Genomic DNA, 24425 nt, shown 5'->3' with positions numbered 1-24425 from the left:
ATAAGCCACCTGCCCGCCATTGCGGGCATTTTTTGGAGCATCGGTTATGCCAATTAACGGCTTTACGATGGGCAAGGACGTGTCGATTGACATCAACACGTCCAATGGCCCGCTTCGCCTTCCCGCCGTCACAAAGTTCACCTCTGAGCCAGTCCTCGGCAACATCAGCGTCACCATGCTGAATGGCGTCACTGAAGAGGCCCCCTTCCCCAAGAACTGGAAGGGCACAGTCAGCATTGAGCGTCGAGATTCGACGGCTGATGACTACCAGGCCCAGTGGGAGGCGGATTACTTCGGTGGAGTAACGCGCGCCGCATCGACTATCACGGAGACCATTCAGGAATCCAACGGCAGCTTTTCCACTTACCGGTACACCTCTGCCCAGCTTCAGCTTTCAAAGGCTGGCGATAAGGCTGGCGACAAGACCGTTGAGCAGGATTTCAACTGGACCGCCCAGCGCCGCCTGAAGGTTTCTTAACCCTGTTTGCATGGCAGCCCGGCTCGCAGGGCGCGGGACTCGTCACCCCGCACGCCATGCTCCTTGACGACTCACTGACCAGAGGTTTTACCCATGGCTACCGTAAAAGTTACCGAATCCGCTGCACCGGTCCACGTTGACCAGAAACCCAAGTTCACTTCTGTTCATGACAGTCGCGGACGCACTATCCAGTTGCGCAAGCTGGACCCATTGCAAAAATCCCGCATCGTCATGGCTGTAGGTGGCGAGCTCGCCGCAAACCAGGTGTATATGGGCGGCTTTGCGTTACTCGCCGCATCAGTAGTTTTCATTGATGACGTAGGGTTTGGCCTTCCACAAACGATCAAGCAGATTGATTCAATGCTTGCCGAGCTTGGTCAAGAGGGCATGGAAGCTATCGAGAATCATCTCATGGCCGAGTACAAGGCCGCCGAAGAGAAGGCCAAGGAAGAAGCAGCAGCCGAGGCGCTTAGCGCAGAGCAGGCCGCCGCAAAAAACTGACGAAGGACCCCGTTTTTCGGCAGCAGTGCTGGGCGGTGAAAAACGGGGTTCCTTTCAGCGTTGTTTTTGATGGGTGCGAAAGCCTATCCCCCTACGAACTCATGGCGTTTTCAGTCGTCTTTTCTGAGATTGAGGGGAATTCGACATTCAACTGGTTCACGCACGAATTCGTTGAGAACAAATGATGATGGAGTTCAAAGACCTGGGCAGCCTGGCGCTGCATATGGCCGGGCAAGAGGTGGCATTGCTTGCCAGCCTGCACGCCGGGCTTGAGAAGTGCGCGGTGCGCGTTGAAAAGACCGCAAAAGCCGAGATCGGCCACTATCAGGCAGGTATTGGTCCTTTTCCGGCCTGGGCTGAGCTGGCCGAGTCTACCGAAGAGCACAAGGCGAAGATGGGCTACCCGGCCGACTCGCCGCTCCTGGCCAGCGGCGCCATGCAGGCCAGCATTACGCACACCACAGGCATCTTGGAGGCCGTGATCGGCTCAACCGACCCGAAGATGGTCTACCACGAATTCGGCACGCCAAAAATGCCGGCGCGCCCAGTGATGGGGCCGGCACTGCTGACAAACAAAGAGTTCATCCGCCGCACGCTGGGCGCCGCGACGGTGGCCGGGTTGATCGGCGGTCAGGCTATCCATGCATCGCTTGGGTATAACTCTATCGCTTGAACAGGTGTCCTCGCGGAAGCCAGAAAGCGTTCTGTTTCTGGTCGGCGACCCACACAGACAAGCCGGTTTCAGGTGAATTAATTACGATCACCTGCATCTTGTTCTTGCCATCACTGCACTTGGCTGTTGCCTCATCAAACGATGAAACCTTCGCCGCAGATCGCCATTTTTCGATCATATCCTTTGTTTGTCCGGTGTACTCGGGCTCGCCGGTCTTCGGAGATACGTTTGGCAGCTTGCTGGTCATGTCGTAAGTCATGGAAACAAAGCCCATGACGCCGTTCACGTAGTCGGATAGCTCAAATGTTGGGCATGCGTAATAGGAATCGTCCTTTTGCGCATAGGTGACGGCTTTGGTGCCGGCCGAACAATCGACGGCAGTGCATGACTTGCTCATATCTACGGCATTGGCCGCAGGTGCTATCGCAATGGAAAAAAGAAAAATCCATTTATTCATAGGTCACCCGAAAAGGACTGAGTAGAGGACGACGGCGACGACTGCCAGCGCGCCGCCAGCAAAGATCATCACCAAGCTGCTGAGCGTGAACACGAGTAGGCCCGTCTGGATGCCCATTCCCTGACGCCTCGGCGCATCCACCGCATCCACATCCTGAATCCGGCCATTCACCCACTGATACGTGCGCTGATTATTTGCCATGTGATCCAACACCACAAAAGGAAAGCTCATTATGGCATTTGAGGCGTATTCCGTCGCTGTCAAGCTGTCGCTGATCAACCATGTCAGTGCTGGCATGGCCATGATCAGTAAGAGCCTGGCCTCCACTGGTGGTGACGTCGACAAGCTGAATGCAAAGCTGGCCTCGATCGGTAAGCAGGGCGCGATTGGCGCCGCGATGTTCGCCGGCGGCCTGGGCCTGGCCTCGATGCTCAAGGGGCCGCTCGAGGAGGCGAAGAAGTTCCAAAACGAGACGGAGCGCTTCCGCTCGCTCGGCCTTGGCGACAAGGTCACCGCCGACGCGGTGAAGTTCGCCAGCGGCATGAACACCTACGGCACCAGCATCCGGGAAAACCTGGGGCTGCTGCGTGACGCACAGACAGTATTCGGCGACTTCCACGAAGCGCAGATGGTGACCCCGCTCCTGGCAAAGATGAAATTCGCCAACGCCGCGCTGTATGGCGATGAGGGCGGCGCCATGAAAGACCGAGCCTTCATGGACATGCTGAAGGTCATCGAGATGCGCGGCGGCCTGTCCAGCCAGGAAGCATTCACCAACCAAGCCAACATGGTCCAGCGCGTACAGACCGCAACCGGCGGCAGGGTAGGGGCCAACGAGTACCTGAACTTCATCAAAACCGGTGGTGTGGCTGCCAAAGGGATGAAGGACGAAAACTTCTACTACGCCATGGAGCCGCTGATCCAGGAGATGGGCGGTAACCGTGTCGGTACAGGCCTGATGTCGGCCTATCAGAACTTGGTGCAGGGCCGCACCACCCAGCGCGCAGCCAACGAGTTGATGCGCATCGGGATGCTGAATCCGAAGATGGTCGACTATGACAAGGTCGGCAACATCAAGCAGATCAAACCAGGCGCCGTGTCTGGCAGCGACATCATGATCTCTGACCCCATGAAGTGGATGCAGACGGTCATGCTGCCCGCATTTGCCAGCAAGGGGATCACTGATAAGCAGGCGATCCTCAACGAAATCGGCGCAATCTTCACCAACCGCACAGCCTCGCAGCTCTATTCGACGATGTACCTGCAACAGGCAAATATCGCGAAGAACTTCAAGCTGAACAGCGGCGCCGCGGGCATTGATGAACTTGATGCGAACGCTAAAAAGACACTTACCGGCAAGTTGATTGAGCTGGACAAGAAGTGGCTCGACCTGCAGCTCAAGCTCGGCGAAGTGATCCTCCCGCTGGCCATCAAGGCAGTGGATGGCCTGAACGGCGCCATCAAGAACCTGACTGTCTGGATCGACGCCAACCCTGGCAAGGTCAGGGCGCTGACATATGCTTTCATGGGGTTGTCGGCATTCCTGATCACCGGCGGCCTGATAAACATGATCATCGCCGCTGGTCGCGGGTTCGTGTTGCTTGGGCAGGCCATGATCTTCCTGACGAGCACGGCGCTCGCTCCGATGCTTCCAGTGCTTGCTCGATTCGGAACCTACTTCGTCATGTTTGTGGTTGATGCCTTCAAGGCGGTCGCCATGTTCCTGACGTCCGGCTTCCTGCGCGGCATCGTCATGGCGTTTCTGTCGCCACTGAAGCTGCTCGGCCAGGGACTGCTGTTTCTGGGGCGCGCGCTGCTCATGACTCCTATCGGCCTGGTCGTCACAGCAATCGCCGCCGCCGCATTCCTGCTCTGGAACAACTGGTCGGAGATCAGCGGGTCGCTGAAGCTGATGTGGAGCGACATGAAGACCGGTTTTATCCAGCTATTCCATGGCGACATCGGCGGGGCTTTCAAGTCCTTCGCGCTGGTGTTTCTGACCGGCTGGCAGACGATCTTCAACACGCTGATCGCCGGTGCCAACACGATCCTGCCGGCGTCGATGCAGATCTCGAAGACCACCTTCGCCGACGACTACCGAAACAGCGGCAAGCCGAAAGAGCCGTGGTCTCCGATGGTTGCCCCGGTCCCCGGCAAGCAGTCCGGCGGCGGCGAGCAAAACATCAATCTGTACTTGGACGGCAAGAAGCTGACCGATGTCGTCATCCAGCGGACGGCCAAGGAGGCCATGCGCCCGCGCACCGGCACCCAGGGCTTCGACCCAACTCGCAGCATGTTGATGCCTGGAACCCCAAGCACAGCACTACCAAGGGGATAACCGATGAGCTTCACTTCCTTCCTGGACAACTTCGCCCCAGGTGGGGACCCGTTCGCCACGCGCCTGATTGTGGGCGACGTGGAGTTCACCGGGCTTGAGGTTCCAGAGTCGGTCACGATTGGCGCCAAGCAGCAGATGGTTGTTCACAAGCTGGTGGGCGGTAAGCGCATCGTCGACGTGCTGGGTGTCGACTACGACAACCTGTCGTGGTCGGGCTGGATGACCGGCGCGACGGCGGGGGAGAGGGTGACCGCACTCGAAACCCTGCGCGACGTCGGCGCCCCGCTGGCCTTCAGCATCGACGGCTACTACTTCAGCGTGCTGATCCAGTCGTTCAATCAGCGGTTTGAGCACGTCTACCGCCGCTTCTACAGCATCGACCTGCTCATTGTGTCGAGCCTCGACACGCCAGTCACCGAGAACGCCCTGGCCGGCACGCTCGACAACCTGATCAACAGCGACGTCGGCGAATCGCTCGGCCTGGCCAGCATCATCAACTCAAGCTCGATCTCAAGCGCCATCGATACAGTGAAGAGCGCGGTTTCGCAGGTCCAGGGGTTCGCCAACGCGACAATCGATACCGTGCAAACGGTCATCCGGCCGCTGGTAGCCGCTCAGGCGGTTGTCCAGTCTGTTATTGCGCAGGTTGGGGCGTCGGTGAACGACATCACAACCCTCGGCGGCCTGATTCCCGGGAACCCGGTCGCGCAAGCAGCCAACAACGTGCTGCGCCAGGGCGCCGCGCTGACCCAGCTCGCGCCACTGTATCAAATGCAGAGCGTGCTGGATCGGATGCAGAAGAACGTCCTGTCCGGGCCGCTGGCCAACGGCACGTCGAGCGTCACCACCAGCAACAGCAGCTTGCAGAAAGTCGCAGCCGACGCCTATGGCGACCAGTCCAGATGGACCGAGATCGCAGCGGCGAACAGCATCACCGACCCGCGCCTCGACGGCATCCAGACCATCAAAATCCCAGTAGGTGAATAAGTGGACCTGAATACCAAGGAGACGGAGCAACTTGTCCGGCAGGTGGTCGGCCGCCTGCTACTGAACGGCGTTCATGTGCCTTTCTACTCGTTCGATGTCGACAGCAACGCCTTCTACTCGGCCGATACCTTCTCGGCCGTGCTGGTGATGAGTGACCTTCCGGCGCCCTACAGCACCATGAATTGGTGGGGCTCGCAGACCTCGATTGACGTCTCGATCTGGGCCGGACTGATCAATCAGGGGGCGCAGGACTGGAAGGAGCTGATCGTCGGCGCCGTGGATCACTTGTCCATCCACCCAGCAAAGTTTGAGGTATCGATCAGCGGCCGGGACTACACCAGCCGCTTCATCGATCACAAGACCAACGAGAAATTCGCCAACATGACCACCAGCCAGGTGGCCACGCTGCTGGCTACCCGGCGCGGCCTCACGCCGGTCGTTACGGCCACGACCACGCAGGTTGGCGGCATCACCAAGTGGGACCACGCGCACGTCACTGATGAGCGCACCGAGTGGGATGCGCTGGCCTATTTCGCCGGGCTTGACGGGTTCCAAGTCTATGTTTCCGGCAATGAACTGCACTACGAGCCATCGATCGATCCGCAGACCACCGAGCAGTACGTGATCCGCTGGTTCGAGCCGAATGCCTACCACTACCCGCAGTCGAACACGGCCGACGACATCACCTTCGAGCGCGACCTGACGCTAGCCCTGGGCGTTACGGTTCAGGTCATCTCCTACAAGGATGGGAAGACGGTCACCGCGACATACCCGAACAACTCAGCCAAGGGTATTGCGCCAGGTCAATCCACGTCGAAGCGCCAGGTCTACGAGATCAAGCGCAACGGCCTGGATAAGGCCCAGGCGGTGCAGTTGGCCCAGAAGATCCACAAGCAAATCACCGACCACGAAATGCGCATGTCCTGCTCGATGCCGGGCGACAACCTGCTCATGCCGAACACCATCGTGCGCCAGGAAGGCACGGGCTCCGGGTTTGACCAGCTCTATTACGTAGACGCGGTCCGCCGATCGATGAGCTTTGACGCCGGCTACACGATGAGCCTGACAGCCAAGAACCATAACCCCAACTCACTGGTGCAGCCATGATCGACAGCCTCATGAATGCGGCCAGGCAGCGCCTCGGCGATGACGGAACCGGCTCGCGCACCGGGACCATCACCAGCTATGACCCGGCAAATGGTGTGGTGAAGGTCGCCATCCAGCCCGAAGGCCGAGAGACAAACTGGATCAAGCTGGACTGTCCAGGTGTCGGCAACGGCTGGGGCGTGCAGATCGGCCCGCAGATAGGCGACGAGGTGACGGTTTCGTTCGATTCGTCCGACCCGAACCTCGGCAAGGTCACTGCGCGCCACACCAACTCGCTGAACCTACCGATGCCGGTGCCGTCCGGGGAAATCTGGCTGGTACATGAGAATGGCTCGTATCTCAAGTTCAACACCGACGGCACTGTCACGCTGCATTCCGCCGTTGCAATCAGCTATGACGCGCCGGCCCACCACTTCACGGGCGGCCCAGTCACGATGGATCACACCCTGACCGTCACCGACTCGACCGGGATTGTCGTAACCGGTGGCGATGTCACGGCCGACACGATCAGCCTGAAAGCCCACATCCACACAGGCGGCACCATCAGCGGCAAAACAGGGGCGCCTACACCATGAAAGACCTGAACCACTACGCCGGGGACGACCTTTCGTTGTCGCCGACGGGCAGCCTTTCGACTGTAGAGGGCATCGAGCGTGGAAAGCAGCGAATCCTGCGGCGATTGATCACCAACCCAGGCGACTACCTGTTCCATACGGAATACGGCGCCGGCCTGGGCCGCTATGTGGGAGCGCTTACCAACATTCCCGAGATCATCGCCCTGATTCGCGGACAGATCCTGCTCGAGGACTGCGTTGCCAAAAAGCCAGCCCCTGTTATTTCGGTCTCGACTGACAACGAGACCCTATCCGTAAATATCAGCTACACCGACGCGCCGCTTGGCGAGCCGGTGACGCTCTCGTTTGAGGTAAATCGCTGATATGGCATCGCTCAATATCAAGGACTTCACCACGCTGGTACGGGACCAGGTGACAGCAATTCAGGGTCGCGCCGCTGGCCTTGTGGACTTCACGATTGGCTCTCTGCTCCGCGCCATCGCCGAAAGTAACGCCAGTATCTTGCAGTGGCTCCAACAGTTGATCGTCACGCTGCTGGCCACCACCCGCGCATCCACGTCTTCTGGCGCCGACCTCGACAGCTGGATGGCAGACTTCGGCTTCTTTCGCCTGTCTGCGAGCTTCGCCTCCGGCAGTGTTACCTATTCAAGGTTCACGCCTACCGTATCGGCGCTTATCCCAATAGGCTCCATCGTCGGATCGACTGACGGCTCGCAGCAGTACACTGTCACGATCGATACAACCAACCCACTGTATAATGCAGGGTTGGCTGGCTACCTCATCCGGGCCGGCACTGCGTCGGCTACCGTGCCAGTAGTCGCCAGCACTGCCGGCGCCGCTGGTAACGCACTGATCGGAACGGTCACGGTGATCGTTGGCAGTATCAGCGGCATTGATACCGTCACCAACTTGGCCGTCTTTGCTGGCGGCGTCAACCAAGAAGAGGACACGCCGTTCCGCGCGCGCTTTGTCCTTTGGGTGCAGTCGCTGTCGAAGGGCACCAAGGCCGCAATCGAATACGCCCTGTCGTCCATGCAGCAAGGCGTCAGCTACACCCTGACCGAGAACCAGGACTACAGCGGCAACCTTCTTTACGGCTATTTCTACGCAGTCGTGGACGACGGTAGCGGAGCGCCGTCTGGCTCGTTTCTGGTCACCGCCGGCGCCGCCATTGAGTCAGCCCGAGCCTTTACCACGCGCTACGGCGTGTTCGGCCCGGTGCTGGTGACTGCAAACGTAGGCATGACCATCACCACCGACTCCACGGTCGTCCATAGCGTGGTGGTGGCGCAGGTCGTTGCTGCGATTCAGGCGTACATCTCCGGCCTTACGCTAGGCCAGATTCTCCCCTATACACAGCTCGCCGCCGTGGCATACGGCGTCACCCCGGCAATCACCAACGTGTCGGCCGTACTTCTAAATGGCAGCACCGCCGACCTGTCCGCAACCAATAAGCAGGTCATTCGACCGGGCACAGTGACGGTGGCTTAAATGAGTGTTGGCGACCAAAGCGACATGCTTTCAAGGCTGAAAAGCCTGCTGCCTTTTGGATGGTTTGGAGACAATAACCCGATCCGCGACGCGCTGCTGTGGGGTTATGCAGAGGCGCTTTCGTGGGGATTCACCCTGTACCTGTACGCGAAGGCGCAGACGCGCATCAAGACAGCTACAGATGGGTGGCTTGACATCATAGGCTTGGACTTCTTTGGAAACGGCCTGATCAGGCTGTCCAGGCAGTCTGACACCAGTTACCGAAACCGCATCCTGATCAACATTTTCAGGGAGCGAGCAACACGGCACGGCATGGATCAGGTCTTGTTTGATCTCACCGGTCGCCGACCGCTGATTATCGAGCCCGCAAAACCTGACGACTGCGGATGCCTCGGGCTGACGCTTGGCCTTGGTGTTGCCGGACCGCTCGGTTCCACCAGTTGCCCCTATCAGGCCTTCGTGACCGCATACCGGCCAACAGGCAACGGCGCCGCGAACTGGCCAGGGATAGCAACCAACTGGTTTGGTCTGTCCATGACAAGCGGGCTTTTGCCAGCCGCCCAGCTATTCCCAGAAGTCTCTGACGCAGACATCGTCGCCGCAATTGAGGCGACAAAGCCATACGGCACGACAGTTTGGTATCGCATCACCAACTGAAACCCTTCATTCGAATCTAGGCCCGCCATGTGCGGGCCTTTTTATTGGGGCACACATGGACAGACAGATCGTATATACAGGCCAGATCCTGCCTGAAACCACGCTTTTGCAGATGGCAAAGGACGCGATGATCGGCAGCGCGAAGCTGGCTGCCGCAATGTTGGGAACCAGCACTATCGCGAACGGTTTTGCCGTGACGCCGACGGGTCCGGCCTCGCTGCAGATCGTTGTGGCGCCTGGCGAGATCTACAGCCTGGCCAATATCGACTCGCTGGCTTTCTCGACACTGCCAGCGGATACCACGCATTCGATCATGAAGCAGGGCATCTTGCTCGATGGCGTGACGCTTAGCTGCCCAGCCCCGACCACAACCGGGCAGTCGATCAACTATCTGGTGCAGGTCACGTACCAAGATCAGGATTCTACTCCTGTTCTGCTGCCGTACTACAACAGCGCCAACCCAGCACTTCCATATAGTGGGATTGGCAACAACGGCCTGACTCAAAACACATCGCGAAAGGGTGTGGCGATCGTGCAGGTCAAGGCCGGCGCCTCGGCCGCCACCGGCAGCCAGGCAACGCCTGCCCCCGACAGCGGCTACATTGGCCTTTATGTGGCCACGGTTGCCTATGGGCAAGCCGCGATCACGTCCGGGAACATCGCCCAATATCCGAGCGCTCCGCTGCTTCCTTCTGGCGTGCTTCAGTCTATTCAGGGCGGAAACACCACTTACGCACTGGACACGGGGACCACGAACGCCTGCGCGGCTGCATTTCTCCCAGCTATTTTGTCCGTGCAGGACGGCCTTGTTCTTCGCTTCAAGTCGGCAAGCACCAATACCGGGCCGACTACATTCAGTCCAAATGGCATTTCTCCTGCGCCCATTGTCGGCGCGCTGCACCTGGCTCTGCAGGGCGGCGAGATTTCCGCTGGTGGGTCGGTATGGGTTCAATGGAACAGCTCTGTTGGGGGCGGATCGTGGATTCTTCTGGATAGCACCGGCGGTAGCTTGCAAGTCGCCCCGGCGGGAAAATCTCTTCAGGCTGTAAACGCTGGGCAGATTCAGCTGCAGAGCGTTACGGCGTTTACTGCCGGCGGGACTTCGGGTGCTCAGACGCTAACCCCCGCTCCAGCCATTACAGGCTATGTCGCCGGGCACAGATTCAGAATTAAGTTTTCCGCCTCTAGTACTGGCTCTGATACGCTTAGTGTTTCGGGCCTAGCTACCAAAAATTTGAAGCAATATGATTACACTGGCGCCAAGATCCCTGCTGTTTTTTCTGCAAACCAGCTAGCAGACATCGAATATGACGGTACTGACTTTGTCGTAATCGACCAGCTTCCAGCTATCCCTATTAATATACAGGGAGCATTTAAGAACCTCGTTTCTTCAGCAACTGGCTTGAGTTCTGTAGTTTCAGTTTCTGCCGACGAGCTTGTTCTTGAAAGCAACCTGAATACCTACCAAACATTACGAGGCGTCAGCGTTTCGCCAAGTTTTGCCAATTCCGGCGCAAACGGGCTTGATATCGGAGCTGCTAACTCGCAGGCAGCATCAACCTTCTATTCTGTATGGGTTATTTGGAACGGTACAACTACGGCAGGGTTGTTATCGCAGTCGGCAACATCCCCTACTATGCCTAGCGGCTACACGCACAAGGCCAGAACTGGGTGGGTTAGAACAGATGCTACCGGTAATAAATACCCACTGTCATTTACCCAGCAAGGAAGAAGTTGTCAGTATAAAGTCGCAGGTGGCAGCAATGTCACATCGCTTCCAATTGTGGCTAACGGATATCAGGGAACAGTAGGCTCGGTAGGCGTACTTGTGCTGTCTTCTGCAATCAGTATTCCTGCCACGGCGGCAAAAGTTAAATTGTCGTTATTTGTATCTGGTAACTCTACGATACAGGTATCGCCAAACAGTAATATGAGCCTAGCTGCTAGCTCTCCAGCAATTACAGTTTCTACGTCAACCACAACGCTGAGCTTGATGGCAGAGCTTACCCTTGAGTCGAGTGGCATTTACTATGCTGGTAATGCCTCCTCGGTGAATTGTACGGCTAGCCTTTATGGTTGGGAGGATAATTTATGAGCTTTGCAGTTCGTGATGATCTAATGGGCTGTCGTGCTATATCGGACAAGTCCGAGATTGGCCCTGGCGAACATTACCGCGAATCGATTGCCGACCTTGTCCCCCCAGTCAGGCGAGAGGATGTAGAGGCTGCAAGGCTTAAAGCCTATGCAGATCCAATAACTGGCAGCGACCGGTATTTTTCAGAGGCTATGAGGCTGGAGGCATTAGGCGCTTCCGGTGCTGATGATGCTCGCGGCAAGGGGAATGCAAGGCACCAGGAAATCCAGGACGCGAATCCCTGGCCGAAGTAGCTAAATTCTCATGGCTTTGCGCCGTGCATGTTACTATGCGCGGCAAGTTGTGACGCCGATCAGCAGCGCAAAAAATCACTTATGGTGCCGAATGAAAAATATTATCACATCAATATTTTTAATAGCTTACTTGCTTTCTGGGTGCGCACTAGCTGCTGATATATCGGCATCCTCTGTCAATGTTGTTGCGTTTGAGAATGTTCCTGTTTCCATACTAAGAGCTCAACCAGGGCCGGTAATCACTAGCCTGTCCACATACCCAAATTACATTGAGTTTCAAAGATCTGGGCAGCAGGTTAAGGGTTCAGTTGGGGCGCTTGGTTCGTTTGAGATGAATATGTCGGTCAACATGAACTACTCCGACGGCACTCATCGTCTTTATGACAAGACCCAGAGCGCATACTGGCTTGCATTAAATACGCAAGGCCTTTTCATGCAATTTTCTCCACCATCGCAATCTACTGGAGACGTCTGGGATGAGAGCGGCCAAAAATATGCTTTCGTTCTAACTATGACCGAGGCGTCATTCCGTGGCGACGTAAAGCCGTTGGATAACGGCAAGACCTATCTTGGACGGCCAGGTATGGCGTTCAAAGGAATTTACATTGACAGCACATCCGCATCAACAGCGGGGGCTATCACTATCAACAAGTCAGCGGGTCGCATAAAGATCGCTGCCGGGCAAACTTCTGTCATTGTAACAAACGACCTAGCAAAGACCGCTTCTCATGTTTTTGCTAACGTTGCCACAAAAGATGCGTCAGCCAAGAGCGCGCAAGTCACGCCTGCCGATGGGTCTTTCGAAGTCACTATCAATGCGCCTACCGATCAGGAAGTCGCGGTCGACTTCTTTATCGTGAACTAGGACTTATCAACAAACGAAGCCCGCCATGTGCGGCTTTTTTTGTGCCTGGAGAAAGCCATGCCGATCACCGCGCAGCAGTTGCTGCAGATCCTCCCGAACGCCGGCCGCCAAGCCGGCGTTTTTGTTCCTGTCCTGAACACGGCCATGAACCGTTACGGCATTCTCGGCAAGCTGCGCGCCGCCGCATTCATCGCTCAGGTCGGGCACGAGTCGGGCCAGTTCCGCTGGCTGAAAGAGTTGTGGGGGCCGACGGCGCAGCAGGCCGGCTATGAAGGGCGCGCAGACCTTGGCAATACCGTCGCGGGCGACGGCTCCAAGTACCGTGGCAGGGGCCTGATCCAGATCACCGGCCGGGCCAACTACGCCGCGTGCGGGGAAGCCCTGGGCCTGGACCTGATCAATCAGCCTGAATTGCTTGAGCAACCTCAGTACGCAGCAATGTCGGCGGCTTGGTTCTGGTCGGCCAATGGGCTGAATACCCTGGCCGATGCTGGCGACCTGACAAAGATCACCCGACGCATCAATGGGGGGCTGAACGGCCTGGCCGATCGGCAGGCGCTGTACGACAAGGCATTGAAGGTGCTGGCATGAACGCGATCTGGTTGAAGATCCTTCCTTATATAGCCGCGCTGCTGCTGGTGGCCGGCGCGCTGTTCGGCGCCTATCACCACGGTGAGACGGTCACCAATGATGAGTGGCAGGCCAAGTGGGCTGAGCGGGATGCGCGCGATGAAGCCGCACAAGCCACCAACGAGGCCGCCGAGCGCACCAAAGAACAATCCCGCCAACAGGCGATCAACAAGGTAGTCCAGAATGGCCAAGCTCTTATCGATACCGCCACTGCTGCTGTCACTGCTGCTAACCGTGAGTCTGACAGGTTGCGCAGCGCAGCCGACGGCCTTGCCAGTCGCATCGCAGCCAGTCAAGCCGGCGGCAATTCCTGCACTGCCGCCGCAAGTGCGGCAGCTACCCGCGCCGTCATGGTGCTTGCCGACGTGCTCAAGCGCGCTGATGAGAGATCGGGCGATCTGGCAGGATTTGCTGACCAAAGCCACAGCCGGGGATTGACGTGCGAAAGGGCTTATGATGGTCTTATGGAATAGGGATTGTGTTCATTCGGCAGGACGCCGTGAGAAATGACAGGCTGTCATAATGTTGGCATTGCGGGCCCCAACAGGCCCTATGAGACCCCATCCAGCCAAAATGATCTGGCTGGAGGGCTTGCTATTAGCGGGCTCTGAATTAACCTCTACAGGTTAGTATCCTTGGCTTTCTGGCTGCTGTTTCAGCCTGCTTTATTAAGAAGACGCCATGAGCGAACGAACAACTTCTGCAAGCTGGGTGATGGGGATAGTCAAGTCACTGGAAATGGACGGTCTGGATTGCCAGGTGTTGTTCAAACAACTGGGCCTGGACTATGCCGCCCTCGACGACCCCGATGCCCGTTTTCCGCAAGACTCCATGACTCGGCTCTGGCAGCGCGCCGTGGAACTGTCGGGCAACCCCGCGATTGGCCTGAACATGGGCAAAGTTGTGCGCCCGGCATCGTTTCATGTGGCCGGTTATGCGCTGATGTCCAGCAACACATTGGCGGAAGGTTTTATGCGGCTGGTGCGCTACCAGCGGATCATCGCCGAAAGCGCTGACCTGAGTTTCCGACTATTACCCGAAGGCTATGCGCTGATTCTGACGGTGCATGGCGATCACCTGCCGCCCACCCGACAGAGCGCCGAAGCCTCGCTGGCCTGTGCGCTGGCGCTGTGTGGTTGGTTGACCGGGCGTACCCTGCATCCGCGTAAGGTGCTGCTGCAAGGTGAGCAACCCGTCGACCTCGCGCCCTACAAACATGCGTTTCATGCGCCGTTGGAATTCAATGCGGTGTATGACGCACTGATTTTCGAGCGCGCCGATATGGATGCGCCGCTGCCCACGGCCAACGAGGCGATGGCGCTGCTGCACGATCGGTTTGCCGGTGAATACCTGGCGCGCTTCTCCGAAAACCGTGTGACGCACAAGGCGCGGCAGGTGCTGTGCCGCCTGTTGCCCCAAGGCGAACCCAAGCGTGAAGTGGTGGCCCAGACCCTGCACCTGTCTCAGCGCACCTTGCAGCGGCGTCTGCAGGAAGAGGGCACCAGTTTCCAGACGCTGCTGGACGACACCCGTCGCGAACTGGCCGAGCAATACCTGGCGCAGCCGGGCATGAGCCTGCTGGAGATCGCCTACCTGTTGGGCTTTGCCGACCCGAGCAACTTCTTCCGCGCCTTCCGCCGCTGGTTCGATGCCACGCCCGGCGAGTACCGCGCGCGGTTGCTGGAGGTGTCGACGGTCAGTGACGCCAGAACGCCGGGATGCACAGAACAAAGACTGTAATGATTTCCAGCCGGCCCAGCAGCATGCCCAGCGACAGAATCCACTTGGCCGCATCCGGCAGGCTGGCGAAGTTGCCGGCCGGGCCGATGGTTTCGCCCAGGCCCGGGCCGACACCGGAGACCGTGCTGGCGGCGCCGGTCAGCGCGGTCATCCAGTCCAGGCCGAGCAGCGACAAGGCCAGGGCGATCATGCTGATGGTGATGGCGAAGAAAAACGAGAACGTCAGGATCGAGCGCACGATCTCTTCGTCGAGGCGGTGGCCGTTGTACTTCTGCTTGATCACCGCGCGCGGGTGAATCAGTTGGTTCAAGTTGGCCTTGAGCAGGATATAGGCGACCTGGAAGCGGAAGATCTTGATCCCGCCGGCCGTTGAACCCGAGCAACCGCCGATAAAGCCCAGGTAGAAAAACAGCATCAGTGAGAAGTTGCCCCACAGGCTGTAGTCCCCAAGTGCAAAACCGGTCGTCGTCACCACCGACGTCACGTTCAGCGCCACATGGCGCAGCGCATCCAGCCAATGCAGGTTGGTGGTCCACCAATACCAGGTGCCGAGTACCAGCCAGGTCACCACCAGCAACGCGAGCAAACCCTGCACCTGCTGATCCTTGATCAACGCCCGACGGTTGCCACGCAAGGTGGCGACATACAGGGTGAACGGCAGGCTGCCGAGGATCATCACCACCACCGCCACCCAATGCACCGCCGGTTGTTTCCAGTGCGCCAGGGACTCATCGGACGTGGAAAACCCACCGGTGGAAATCGCCGACATCGCATGGTTGATCGCATCGAACAAGCCCATCCCGGCCCACCAGAACGCCAGGCTGCCGAGGATGGTGATGCCCACATACGCCGCCACGATCAGCCGCGCCACCATGTGCGAGCGCGGCATGACCTTTTCCGAACGATCCGAGGACTCGGTCTGGAACAGGCGCATGCCACCAATACGCAGCAGGGGCAGGATCGCCACCGCCATGCCGATAAAGCCGATACCGCCGAGCCAGTGCAGCAGCGAACGCCATATCAGAATACCCGGCGACATGCTGTCCAGCCCGCTCAACACCGTGGAACCGGTGGCGGTGATGCCAGACATGCTTTCAAAAAACGAGTCGGTGTAGCTGATGTTCTGGGTCAGGAAAAACGGCAGCGCGGCGAAGATGCACACCACCACCCAACTGCTCACCGTCAGCAGGTACATGTCCCGGGGGCGCAGGTGGATATGTTCCGGGCGACCCGGAATCACCAGGGCCAGGCCGGCGATAAAGGTAATCAGGCTGGCCCACAGGAACGACGGCAGGTCGCTGGTGCGTTCGAAGAGCACCAGGATGGCCATCGGCACGACCATGGCGATCGCGAGGGTGATCAGGAAGATGCCGATGATGAAACCAATGATGCGAAGGGTCGGCAACGCCATGAAGTCTGCTCGGGTGACAGGGGAAAGGCGCCATTCTACCTGGGGTGCAGGGCATGTAAACCGTGGCCGCCGATCGACGGCGTGTGCGTCGGCGCGTAGCTATGTAGCGCATGGCTGAAGGGGGGCGCAGGCACGATGGGCCGCTACGTTTCCTATTCGAGAGGCCACCATGCCGTCTGATTCATTCTTACCTGCACCGCTGACTGTCAAAGACACACCGCTACAGGTCGCGTTGCGCGAACAGTTAATGGCGCTCAATCGCCAGCTCGCTGAGCAGTTTCAGTCGCCACCGACGTTCCATTCATGTGTGCAGCATGCGTTCGAGCAAGCGTTCCCGACCTTGACGCCCAGCCTCGATGTGCGTCACGGCTTCATCCGACTGCCCGAGGCAACCATCCCTCCCACGACGTCAGAGGCGCAGCCTTCCACCGATGCCGAGTTGCTGCCCACGCTGTTCGATGCGGTGGTGCAACGTATCGTGGCTAACCAGCCATCGACATATGCGAGTCGCATGGCGACCCTGTTCCGGCTACCGGCGACTGGCGAAGCCCTGTTGCCCTTGAGCGGCATCACCCCGGCCGGGCTGGATAAGTTCCTCGACCGCCTGGCCGGTGGGCTGGGCACTGATTACAGCGCCTTTGTGCAAGCCTACTGGACGCGCGCGCGCAGCCTGACCGATGCGCGCACGCAGAAACAATGGTGGGTGCAAACCCGTATCGAACTGTTGAAAACCGAAGTGGCGCTGCTCGCGTCTGACCGCTTGCTCAGCCCCGCCGACCAGGACCTGTTCGACCTGGTGCTGCGTCACCCGGACGCCCAGGCACGACAGGCACTGCGCACTGACCGGCCGTGTGTCTATGGGGTTGCCCTCAAGGGGGCAATCGGCGCTGCGGATCTGACCTTGCGCGGGGCTTTTATGCTGACGTCCCGGGACCCGGAACACGCCGTGGTGAGGGCGCAGGGGGCGGTCAAACCGGTCCGGGTGCGGCCTGTCGAGCCGAGCATGAACGTCGGCACGGTGTTGCTGTTTCTACCGGACTACGGCCTTGAGGCATTTGATTCCCTGGCCAGCCTGGATCGGGAGCTGCACCGGCGCTTGAACCACCCCGTCGAATTTGCCGCCGTGCTCGATGGACTGGCTGCGGCGGACCAGGCGCAAGGCTTGGCGCGGCATCGGCAGATGAAGAACGCGGGGCAGGTGGTCTACCACGAACAGCTCGATTCGCCGTTCGACGAGAGTGTCGAGTCGCAATGCAGGTTGCTGTTGGATAACTTCACTTCAACCCTTACCCGCTACCAGTCGCTGGGTGAACACGCCGAGATGACTGAGTTACCGCAGGTGTTGGACCGGGTGACAGACCCTGGCCGTTTCTTCAGTGCGCGCGGGGTGTTGTTGGGCCGTGAAATCAAGCGCGGGCAGGCGCACATCAGGACGTTTCTCCATGATGCGTCCCCCGACGATAAAGACGCATGGCGGGTCGCGATAGCGGACTACTGGGACCTGTTGTCGAGCCTGCCGGATGCCGAGGGATTACCGTCGCTGGCGCAATTCGGCGATAAATCAGCCTTGCTGGCCTACGCCAATGCACAGTTGCGCATCCGCCTCAAAGCGGACTATGCGCTGGACATTGACCCAGACGATGTCCTCGTCCATACCAAAGAGCCCTACATTCCTGCGACGATTGTCGTCCCGGGCGCGCCTGCTCCCGCGCCCCGCGAGCCCGGTACGCCGTTGTTTCAGCCTCGAAGCCGCACGCTGACCGCGCTGTCTCTGGAGAATGTCGGCGGGCTGGACTTTAACTTCACGCACTTTTCCAGGCTCAGTGAAAACACCCGCAAAAAGCCTGACGAGGCCTTGCTCCCTGAAGATCTAGAGCCTGCCCCAGTCTACGACGGGCTGACCCTGCAACAGGTCAAGGATCTGGTGCGCACGGTCAACGTCGGACAAGGTTATGAGAGCTTTCTGAAGGACCGTCTCATCACATCGCCGAGTGCTCTGGCGCTGAAACACACCTATGGCCAGGTCATGCTGCGGCAACTGCGACTCGACGCCATCGAGGCCAAGATCAACGGCGATTTTCTGCCGGACCGCCTGGCCCGAGGGTTCAATTGGGTGCGGGCGGCGCTCGACGCTCCCGTCGACAGTGATCGGCGCGAGTACGTCGAAGGGCACCGGATTCTTGTGCAGCACTTGAAACTGCGCGGTCAGCGCGTGCGCGGGGTATTGCTGTTCGGCACGGCTGCGGTCGGGGTCGGCTCGATCGTGGTGTACACCCCTCAGGCGCCGGACGGTCGCGTTTTCCATGAGTACGCCAAAGACCGTTTGATCAGTGACTTCATCATGAACAGCAGTTGGCGCGACTACTTGCTGGCGCGCGTGGAGCGGGTGTTTGAGCCTCAGGTCCGGGCGGTGCTCCGGGGGCGCGGCGACGTGTCGATGGTGAGCATGAGCCGGATTGCCAACAATATCTTCGAGGATGCTTATGAGGTCGAAGCGAACTTCGCGATCAACGACGCCGGGGCGCAATCGAAGAGCACCCAGCAAGTCAATGTCGAAACCGGCCTGAACGTGGCCACGGTGGCCTTCGACGTCCTGTCCATGGTGCTGCCGGTCAAGATCATGTTACCGATCGGCTTGGCGCGCAGCCTGTTCTCGGTGTTCAACGCCGTCGAGGCGCTGGATCTTGGCGACCGCGCCGGTGCCGCGCAGTATTTCGTGCGGTCGATGGGTGAGTTGGTCGGTGCGCTGGTGGACGGCGCGGTCGGGGCCCGCGCCCCGGCGGTGAGCGCCAGGCCCCGCGTGTTGCCGGCGGAGCTGGCGCTGGGGAAAAAGCCCGAGGGCGTGGTGCCGTTGGCCGGATGGGAAGGTAAGGGCGTGCATCACACCGCCTCGAACGCCGCAGGTGCCCAGCGCTACTTCCTCAATGACGGCGGGCATTGGTATTCGATCATCGACGACGGCGACAAAGCCGCCTGGCGCCTCAGGGATGCGCGCAAGCTGACGCAATATCACTACTCGCCGCTTCGGCAAAATGCGTCGGGGCAGTGGGAAATCGGTTCCCATCCGTTAGGCGGACTCAAGGGCGGCAACGCGCCGGAGCGCGCCCTCAGGGATCTCTACCCGCGCCTGGATGACGTCCAGGCCAGGCGAGTGTTTGAGTCGTTCAACTTCCCGGCGGGGCGTGAAATCGAATATCGACTGGCCCTGGTCGAAAACCTGCGACTGAGGCTCTCCACGGCGGCCTTTGAGCCTTATCTGAACGTGCCGGTCCTGCGTTTTCAGTGGCGTCTGGACGGCATCGATCTACCGGACGTGCCTGCTGTGATTACACGGCGGCCGTCGCCTGTCGAACCACCACCGCCGCCGTCACGCGCCCTTGCCCCGGCTCCAGAGGTGACGACCGTGCGTGCCCCAAACGAACAATTCATCGAATGGGGCAGAACCCTCGACCCGGCCGAGCTTGAGGTGGTGGATGCGACACGGGGCATCTATCGGCGGGTTGCAGGCGATCCGCAGTGGCTGGGCCAGGAGTACATCGAGATGGATCGGCGCTATTTCGCAATTTTGCCCAGGGACGCCGCGATGCCCAATAAAGTCTTCATTCGTGATCCTGCGCAACCGGCCAGGTACTTCATGGACTTGGAAAACCTGGTGCGCTCCGGCATCTACAATCAGCCCCGGCAGGCGAGGTTTGCCAGCGGTGACGGGCTGTGGGTCATTGCCAGTGGCGTGGCCTTGAAAAAGCCGATCACGGCCTATGTCCGCGAGGCGTTTGCGCTGTTGACCACCCGCTGCCAGGTGGAGCTTGCCCAGATCCTGTTCAATCGGGCCAACCCGGGGGGGCTGACCCAATTGGGCCAGCGTTCGCTGATACGTACCTTGCGGGACTGGCAGTTATGGCTGCCCACGGCGCAAGCGCGACTGGCCGATCCGTTTTCGTTACTTCCACCCGCCCGCACACTCAGCGACGGCAGTTGGCAGCTACCGAACGCGCCGGGGCATTATCGCCGTCTGGACTTTCGTCCGGAGCCCGTTGCAGTGCCGCTGTTCAACGCGCTCCCGCCTGGCGCCGACGGCCGCTTGAGAACCTTGATGAGTGAGGTGGTAACCCGCTGTCGCTACGGCGTCCTGGGCGGTTATGACTTTCCCGGAGAGTTGCTGTTCAGGCGCCCTGGCGATGTCAGGCTGTACTGGCTGAGACTGCGCCGCGTGGTCGGGGATCGAATCGCCACAGATGTCCAGGTTGCGCCCTACAAGAGCTTGATGGATGAGCCGACGCGCAGACTGGTCACGCAGGCTGAGGTCAGTCATAACCTGGTGCCGCTGATGGGCGGCATTCAATTGACGACGCCCGCCGCGTCACCGCAGATTTTTATCATTCGGGTGTGATGCCTTCGACTGCCGATGTAAAAAAAATGCCCCGAGCAGGTCGGGGCATTCTTAATGGCGCTTAGGTGTCAGCCGTGATCAGAACTCGTGATCAGCGTTATCCGGGTTCAGGTCGCTGATCCCCAGCTTGCCCGCAGCCGCTTCGATCGAGCCGGTCTGCTTGACCAGTGCGGCGATGGCATCGCGCACGATCTGGTTGCCCGCGTCGTTACCCGCGGCGATCAACTGGTCGTAGTGCTCACCCTTGTTGGCGTGGTCAACCATGACCTGGAGCTTCGCTTCGGTCGCCGCCAGGTCCGCTTTCAACGCGGCGTCGGCAGCCGGGTCGGCCTTGGCCACCAGGGACGACAGGCTGGCGCCGGTCATTTTGCTGCCGTCAGCGCGGGTGTATTCGCCCAGGTAGACGTTGCGGATGCCCTTGGCGTCGTAGAAGTGCGAGTTATGGGTGTTGTCGCTGAAGCAATCCTGCTCGTCTTCCGGCGAGTTGGCTTCCAGGGAAACCTTCATGCGCTCACCGGCCAATTCGCCGAGGGACAGGCTGCCCATGCCGAACAGCATTTTGCGCAGGCCATCGGTGGCCGGTTCGGCCTCCAGGGTGGCGCGGTAGTTGTCTTCGACGTTGGGCTTCCAGTTGCCGACCATTTCTTCCAGGTCGCTGACCAGCAATTGGGTCACGGCGCGCAGATACGTGCGGCGGCGCTCGTTGTGGCCGCCGGTTGCACCGTCACCGGTCAGGTAGTCCGACGCAGGACGGTTGCCGGCGCCCGGGCCGGTGCCGTTCAGGTCCTGGCCCCACAGCAGGAACTCGATGGCGTGGTAGCCGGTGGCGACGTTGGCTTCGGAACCGCCCAGCTCATTGAGGCTGGCGAGTTTTTCCGGTGTGATGTCCTTGACGTCGACCTTGTCTTCGCCGACCTGGATCTCGGTGTTGGCGATGATGTTGGCCGTGGCGCCTGGGTTACCCAAGGCGTGCTCGTAGGATTTGTCGGTGTAGTCGATCAGGCCTTCGTCCAGGGGCCAGGCGTTCACTTGGCCTTCCCAGTCGTCGATGATGGTGTTGCCGAAGCGGAACACTTCGCTCTGCAGGTACGGCACGCGGGCGGCGACCCAGGCGGTGCGGGCGGCTTTGAGGGTCTCGTCGTTCGGATTGGCGAGGAAGGTGTCGACCGCAGTTTGCAGGGTTTTCGCCGTGGATTCGGCATCGCTGTACACCGCAAACACCATGTCAGCGTAATGCGCGACCACGGCCTTCGCGGCGGCTTCGTCGACCTGACCGGCGGAAGTGGCAGCCGCTGGCGCGGCAGTGCTGGTGGCCGGGGTCGGCGCCTGGGGCGCGGCGGCCTTGTCTTTACCTTCGCCGCAACCGGCGAGAGAAATGGCAATGGCCAACAGACTGGCGGTGGCCAGGGGCATACGAATCATGGTGAACATCCTGCTTCGGTTGTTGATGGGGCGCGTGGGCGCGCGCAAAACTGCAACATAATGCGAAGGATTTGCATTCTGTGTAAAGGGGTAGTGCGCGGTAAATATGAAGTCTCGTTTTATCGTTTCAGAGAATCGCCGCGTTATTGCGCTCGGCCTGCTTCAAATACGCCGCCAATTCCCGAGCCTGCAACGGTTTGCTGTAGTGGTAGCCCTGACCCTCGTGGCATCCCTCGGAGATGATGTAAGCCTCCTGTTCTGCGGTTTCCACACCTTCGGCGATCACCTGCATGCCCAGGCTTTTACCCAATTGGATAATCGCCCGCACGATGGTGGCGTCGTCGTCATCATCGAGTAGGTCCTGCACGAAGCTCTTGTCGATCTTGATCTTGTCCAGCGGCAGGCTTTTCAGATAGCTCAGCGATGAATAACCGGTGCCGAAGTCATCGATGGCGATCAGCGCCCCGGAGCGGCGCAGGCTCAGCAGGTGTTGCGCGGCGGTGCTGATGTCTTCCATCAGGCCGGTCTCGGTCACTTCCAGTTCCAGGCTGCGCGGCGGCAAGCGATAGATCTGCATCAGGTTATTCACCACCCGCGGCAATTCGGTGTGGTGCAGTTGCACGGTGGACAGGTTGACGGCCATGCGCAAGTCGGTGAAGCCCTGGTCATGCCATTCGCGCAATTGGCGGCAGGCCTGGTCGAGCACCCATTCACCAATCGCAATGATGGTGCCGTTCTGCTCCGCCAGGGGGATAAACAAGTCCGGCGGTACCAGGCCGTGTTCCGGGTGCTGCCAACGAATCAGCGCCTCGACGCCGACCACGCGGTGGTCGCGGTAGCTGATCTGCGGCTGGTACACCAGGTAAAACTGGTTGCGGCTCAAGGCGTCGCGTAGGTCTTTTTCCAGTTCGCGGCGTCGGCGCATTTCGCTGTCGACGCTGGCGATATAGAACTGGTAACGGTTGCGCGAGCGGCTCTTGGCCAGCGTCATGGTCTGTTCGGCTTTTTGCAGCAGTTTTTCGGTGCTGTCGCCGTCTTCCGGGAACAAGGTAATGCCGATGGTGGCGCGCAGGCGAATCTGCTCACTGTCGAGGGCAAACTCCGCTTCCAGGTCATCGAGGATGCTTTGCGCCAGCTCGGCGGCTTCGTAGGGCTGGTCGATATCGGCCTGCACCAGGGCGAACTGGTCGCCGCCGAGGCGGGCGAGGGCGCCGAGGCGGCCACTGTGGGCGCGCAGGCGATCAGCCAGGGCCAGCAGCAGTTTGTCACCGGCCTGGTAGGTGAACTGCTCGTTGACGCTTTTGAAGTCATCCAGGCCCACGCACAACACTGCCACGCGACGTTGCCGGCGGCCGGCGTCGATCAGGATCTTGTCCAGTTGCTCCTGCAGTTTCTGGCGGTTCGGCAGGCCGGTGAGAAAATCGTACTGGGCCATGCGCAGCAGGCTGGATTCAGCTTTGTGGCGCAGATGGGTGTTGCGTTCGATGGATTCGAGCAACTGGTTGGCCGTGTTGATCCACAGCCCCAGCTCATTGCGCTCGTGGCCCTTGATCTGGGGGATCTTGTGCTCGCTGGGGCGGTCGGGGTTGATCGACGTCAGGTGCTCGATAATCCGCGACAGCGGCTTGGTCAGCAGCCAGTGATACACCAGGTACAGCACCAGGCCCATGGCCAATGCGCGCAGCACGCCGGAAATAAAGATGATCACCGAGCTGACAATAAAACTCTTGCCGTAGGTGGCCGTGTCGAGGGTGATGCTCAGGTCGCCGTAATACTCGCTATAGGGGCCTTTGCCGACCAGGGCGGTGGTGAACGTGCGTTCCTGGCCGAGAATCAGGTCGGTCAACCAGCGGCTGGAGGATTGCTGCAAGGCGCGGCTTCTTTGCGCGAGCATGGTTTCGTTGGGATGGCCGATGGAGGCCATGCGCACCGCGCCGTCCTGAAACAGGCCTTCGATCACCTGCATGCCCATCTCGCGGTCCAGGCTGTAGACGGCCTGGGTCGAGGGGTCGCGGAACATGTCGAGGATGCGCTGGGCATCATCGGCCACGGCCTGGCGCGTCTTGTAGGCATCGAAAACGATCTGCGCCACGCTCAGCGCCACGCCCACGATCAATGCCGAGAGCAGCACAACCCGTAGCAACTTCACCGACAAGCTGTTTTTGAGTTCCAGCTTCAAAGGGGCATTCCTTGTCTCATGCGGGTGGCCTTCAATATGCCATGAGTATTGGCAATCTGGTGATGGCAGTCAAAGGAACATTGCGCGGCCATGCTCTATGACGTCATGGTTGGCCAGTCTGTTGCAGGTGGGGCTG

Annotated in this window: 21 protein-coding genes; 16 read left to right on the top strand and 5 right to left on the bottom strand. The window is 59.6% G+C overall.

The genetic code is table 11. The features are described 5' to 3' along the window. Positions 1–46: 46 nt before the first annotated feature. The 3 genes from ACS5Q8_RS22610 (at position 47) to ACS5Q8_RS22600 (ending at position 1652) form a co-directional block, all read left to right on the top strand. Positions 47–478 carry a hypothetical protein gene (locus ACS5Q8_RS22610; RefSeq protein ID WP_465159432.1) on the top strand — a complete coding sequence of 144 codons (432 nt, stop codon included), beginning with the start codon at positions 47–49 and terminating at the stop codon, positions 476–478. Positions 479–571: 93 nt separating this feature from the next. Then, positions 572–979, top strand: coding sequence for a hypothetical protein (locus ACS5Q8_RS22605; RefSeq protein ID WP_465159431.1), 408 nt, complete (start codon positions 572–574; stop codon positions 977–979). A 181-nt stretch (positions 980–1160) separates the two neighbouring features. Continuing rightward, positions 1161–1652, top strand: coding sequence for an HK97-gp10 family putative phage morphogenesis protein (locus ACS5Q8_RS22600; protein ID WP_465159430.1), 492 nt, complete (start codon positions 1161–1163; stop codon positions 1650–1652). On the opposite strand, the gene ACS5Q8_RS22595 is transcribed toward ACS5Q8_RS22600, so the two are convergent. Both ACS5Q8_RS22595 and ACS5Q8_RS22590 read right to left on the bottom strand, forming a co-directional pair. Continuing rightward, positions 1642–2109: a hypothetical protein gene (locus ACS5Q8_RS22595; RefSeq protein ID WP_465159429.1), complete on the bottom strand. Its 468-nt coding sequence runs from the start codon at positions 2107–2109 to the stop codon at positions 1642–1644. The two genes, ACS5Q8_RS22600 and ACS5Q8_RS22595, sit on opposite strands and share 11 nt — an antisense overlap. 3 nt (positions 2110–2112) lie before the next feature. Further along, the gene (locus ACS5Q8_RS22590; RefSeq protein WP_465159428.1) at positions 2113–2340 is read right to left on the bottom strand and encodes a hypothetical protein; all 228 of its coding nucleotides are present in this window, start codon (positions 2338–2340) and stop codon (positions 2113–2115) included. Position 2341: 1 nt separating this feature from the next. On the opposite strand from ACS5Q8_RS22590, the gene ACS5Q8_RS22585 reads away from it, so the two are divergent. From ACS5Q8_RS22585 to ACS5Q8_RS22530, 12 genes are all read left to right on the top strand, one after another. Next, complete coding sequence (locus tag ACS5Q8_RS22585; RefSeq protein WP_465159427.1) at positions 2342–4447, top strand: phage tail tape measure protein; 2106 nt, start codon at positions 2342–2344, stop codon at positions 4445–4447. A gap of 3 nt (positions 4448–4450) precedes the next feature. Beyond that, positions 4451–5434: a LysM peptidoglycan-binding domain-containing protein gene (locus ACS5Q8_RS22580; RefSeq protein ID WP_465159426.1), complete on the top strand. Its 984-nt coding sequence runs from the start codon at positions 4451–4453 to the stop codon at positions 5432–5434. A gap of 75 nt (positions 5435–5509) precedes the next feature. Continuing rightward, positions 5510–6541 (top strand): rhs element Vgr protein, encoded by a 1032-nt coding sequence (locus ACS5Q8_RS22575; protein WP_465159425.1) that lies wholly within the window; start codon positions 5510–5512, stop codon positions 6539–6541. Then, the gene (locus ACS5Q8_RS22570; RefSeq protein WP_465159424.1) at positions 6538–7116 is read left to right on the top strand and encodes a phage baseplate assembly protein V; all 579 of its coding nucleotides are present in this window, start codon (positions 6538–6540) and stop codon (positions 7114–7116) included. Before ACS5Q8_RS22575 ends, ACS5Q8_RS22570 begins: the two co-directional genes overlap by 4 nt. Further along, a complete protein-coding gene (locus ACS5Q8_RS22565) occupies positions 7113–7478 on the top strand; it encodes a phage tail protein (RefSeq protein WP_465159423.1) in 366 nt (121 codons plus the stop codon). The genes ACS5Q8_RS22570 and ACS5Q8_RS22565 overlap by 4 nt, the downstream gene beginning before the upstream one ends. A gap of 1 nt (position 7479) precedes the next feature. After that, complete coding sequence (locus ACS5Q8_RS22560) at positions 7480–8607, top strand: baseplate J/gp47 family protein (protein ID WP_465159422.1); 1128 nt, start codon at positions 7480–7482, stop codon at positions 8605–8607. Then, positions 8608–9264, top strand: a complete 657-nt coding sequence (locus ACS5Q8_RS22555; RefSeq protein WP_465159421.1) for a hypothetical protein — start codon at positions 8608–8610, stop codon at positions 9262–9264. It abuts the gene before it with no gap. 55 nt (positions 9265–9319) lie between these two features. After that, positions 9320–11359 (top strand): hypothetical protein, encoded by a 2040-nt coding sequence (locus tag ACS5Q8_RS22550; RefSeq protein WP_465159420.1) that lies wholly within the window; start codon positions 9320–9322, stop codon positions 11357–11359. Between the two features lie 384 nt (positions 11360–11743). Next, the gene (locus tag ACS5Q8_RS22545; RefSeq protein ID WP_465159419.1) at positions 11744–12517 is read left to right on the top strand and encodes a hypothetical protein; all 774 of its coding nucleotides are present in this window, start codon (positions 11744–11746) and stop codon (positions 12515–12517) included. Positions 12518–12574: 57 nt separating this feature from the next. Continuing rightward, positions 12575–13108, top strand: coding sequence for a glycoside hydrolase family 19 protein (locus ACS5Q8_RS22540; protein ID WP_465159418.1), 534 nt, complete (start codon positions 12575–12577; stop codon positions 13106–13108). After that, positions 13105–13620 carry a DUF2514 family protein gene (locus ACS5Q8_RS22535; RefSeq protein WP_465159417.1) on the top strand — a complete coding sequence of 172 codons (516 nt, stop codon included), beginning with the start codon at positions 13105–13107 and terminating at the stop codon, positions 13618–13620. Before ACS5Q8_RS22540 ends, ACS5Q8_RS22535 begins: the two co-directional genes overlap by 4 nt. Positions 13621–13828: 208 nt before the next feature. Further along, positions 13829–14887 (top strand): AraC family transcriptional regulator, encoded by a 1059-nt coding sequence (locus ACS5Q8_RS22530; RefSeq protein WP_253398413.1) that lies wholly within the window; start codon positions 13829–13831, stop codon positions 14885–14887. On the opposite strand, the gene ACS5Q8_RS22525 is transcribed toward ACS5Q8_RS22530, so the two are convergent. Continuing rightward, positions 14844–16298, bottom strand: coding sequence for a TrkH family potassium uptake protein (locus ACS5Q8_RS22525; RefSeq protein ID WP_276194586.1), 1455 nt, complete (start codon positions 16296–16298; stop codon positions 14844–14846). The genes ACS5Q8_RS22530 and ACS5Q8_RS22525 overlap by 44 nt on opposite strands. A gap of 169 nt (positions 16299–16467) precedes the next feature. On the opposite strand from ACS5Q8_RS22525, the gene ACS5Q8_RS22520 reads away from it, so the two are divergent. After that, complete coding sequence (locus ACS5Q8_RS22520; protein ID WP_465159416.1) at positions 16468–20688, top strand: dermonecrotic toxin domain-containing protein; 4221 nt, start codon at positions 16468–16470, stop codon at positions 20686–20688. A gap of 78 nt (positions 20689–20766) precedes the next feature. Here the strand turns inward: ACS5Q8_RS22520 and ACS5Q8_RS22515 are convergent, their stop codons facing one another. Together ACS5Q8_RS22515 and ACS5Q8_RS22510 are read right to left on the bottom strand one after the other, a co-directional pair. Further along, positions 20767–22110: an imelysin family protein gene (locus ACS5Q8_RS22515; protein ID WP_276194583.1), complete on the bottom strand. Its 1344-nt coding sequence runs from the start codon at positions 22108–22110 to the stop codon at positions 20767–20769. Positions 22111–22237: 127 nt separating this feature from the next. After that, positions 22238–24289 (bottom strand): putative bifunctional diguanylate cyclase/phosphodiesterase, encoded by a 2052-nt coding sequence (locus ACS5Q8_RS22510; protein WP_276194582.1) that lies wholly within the window; start codon positions 24287–24289, stop codon positions 22238–22240. Between the last annotated feature and the right edge of the window lie 136 nt (positions 24290–24425).

It is taken from the genome of Pseudomonas sp. PAMC25584 (genome assembly GCF_058135675.1).
This window is presented reverse-complemented; position numbering and strand designations above follow the sequence as displayed.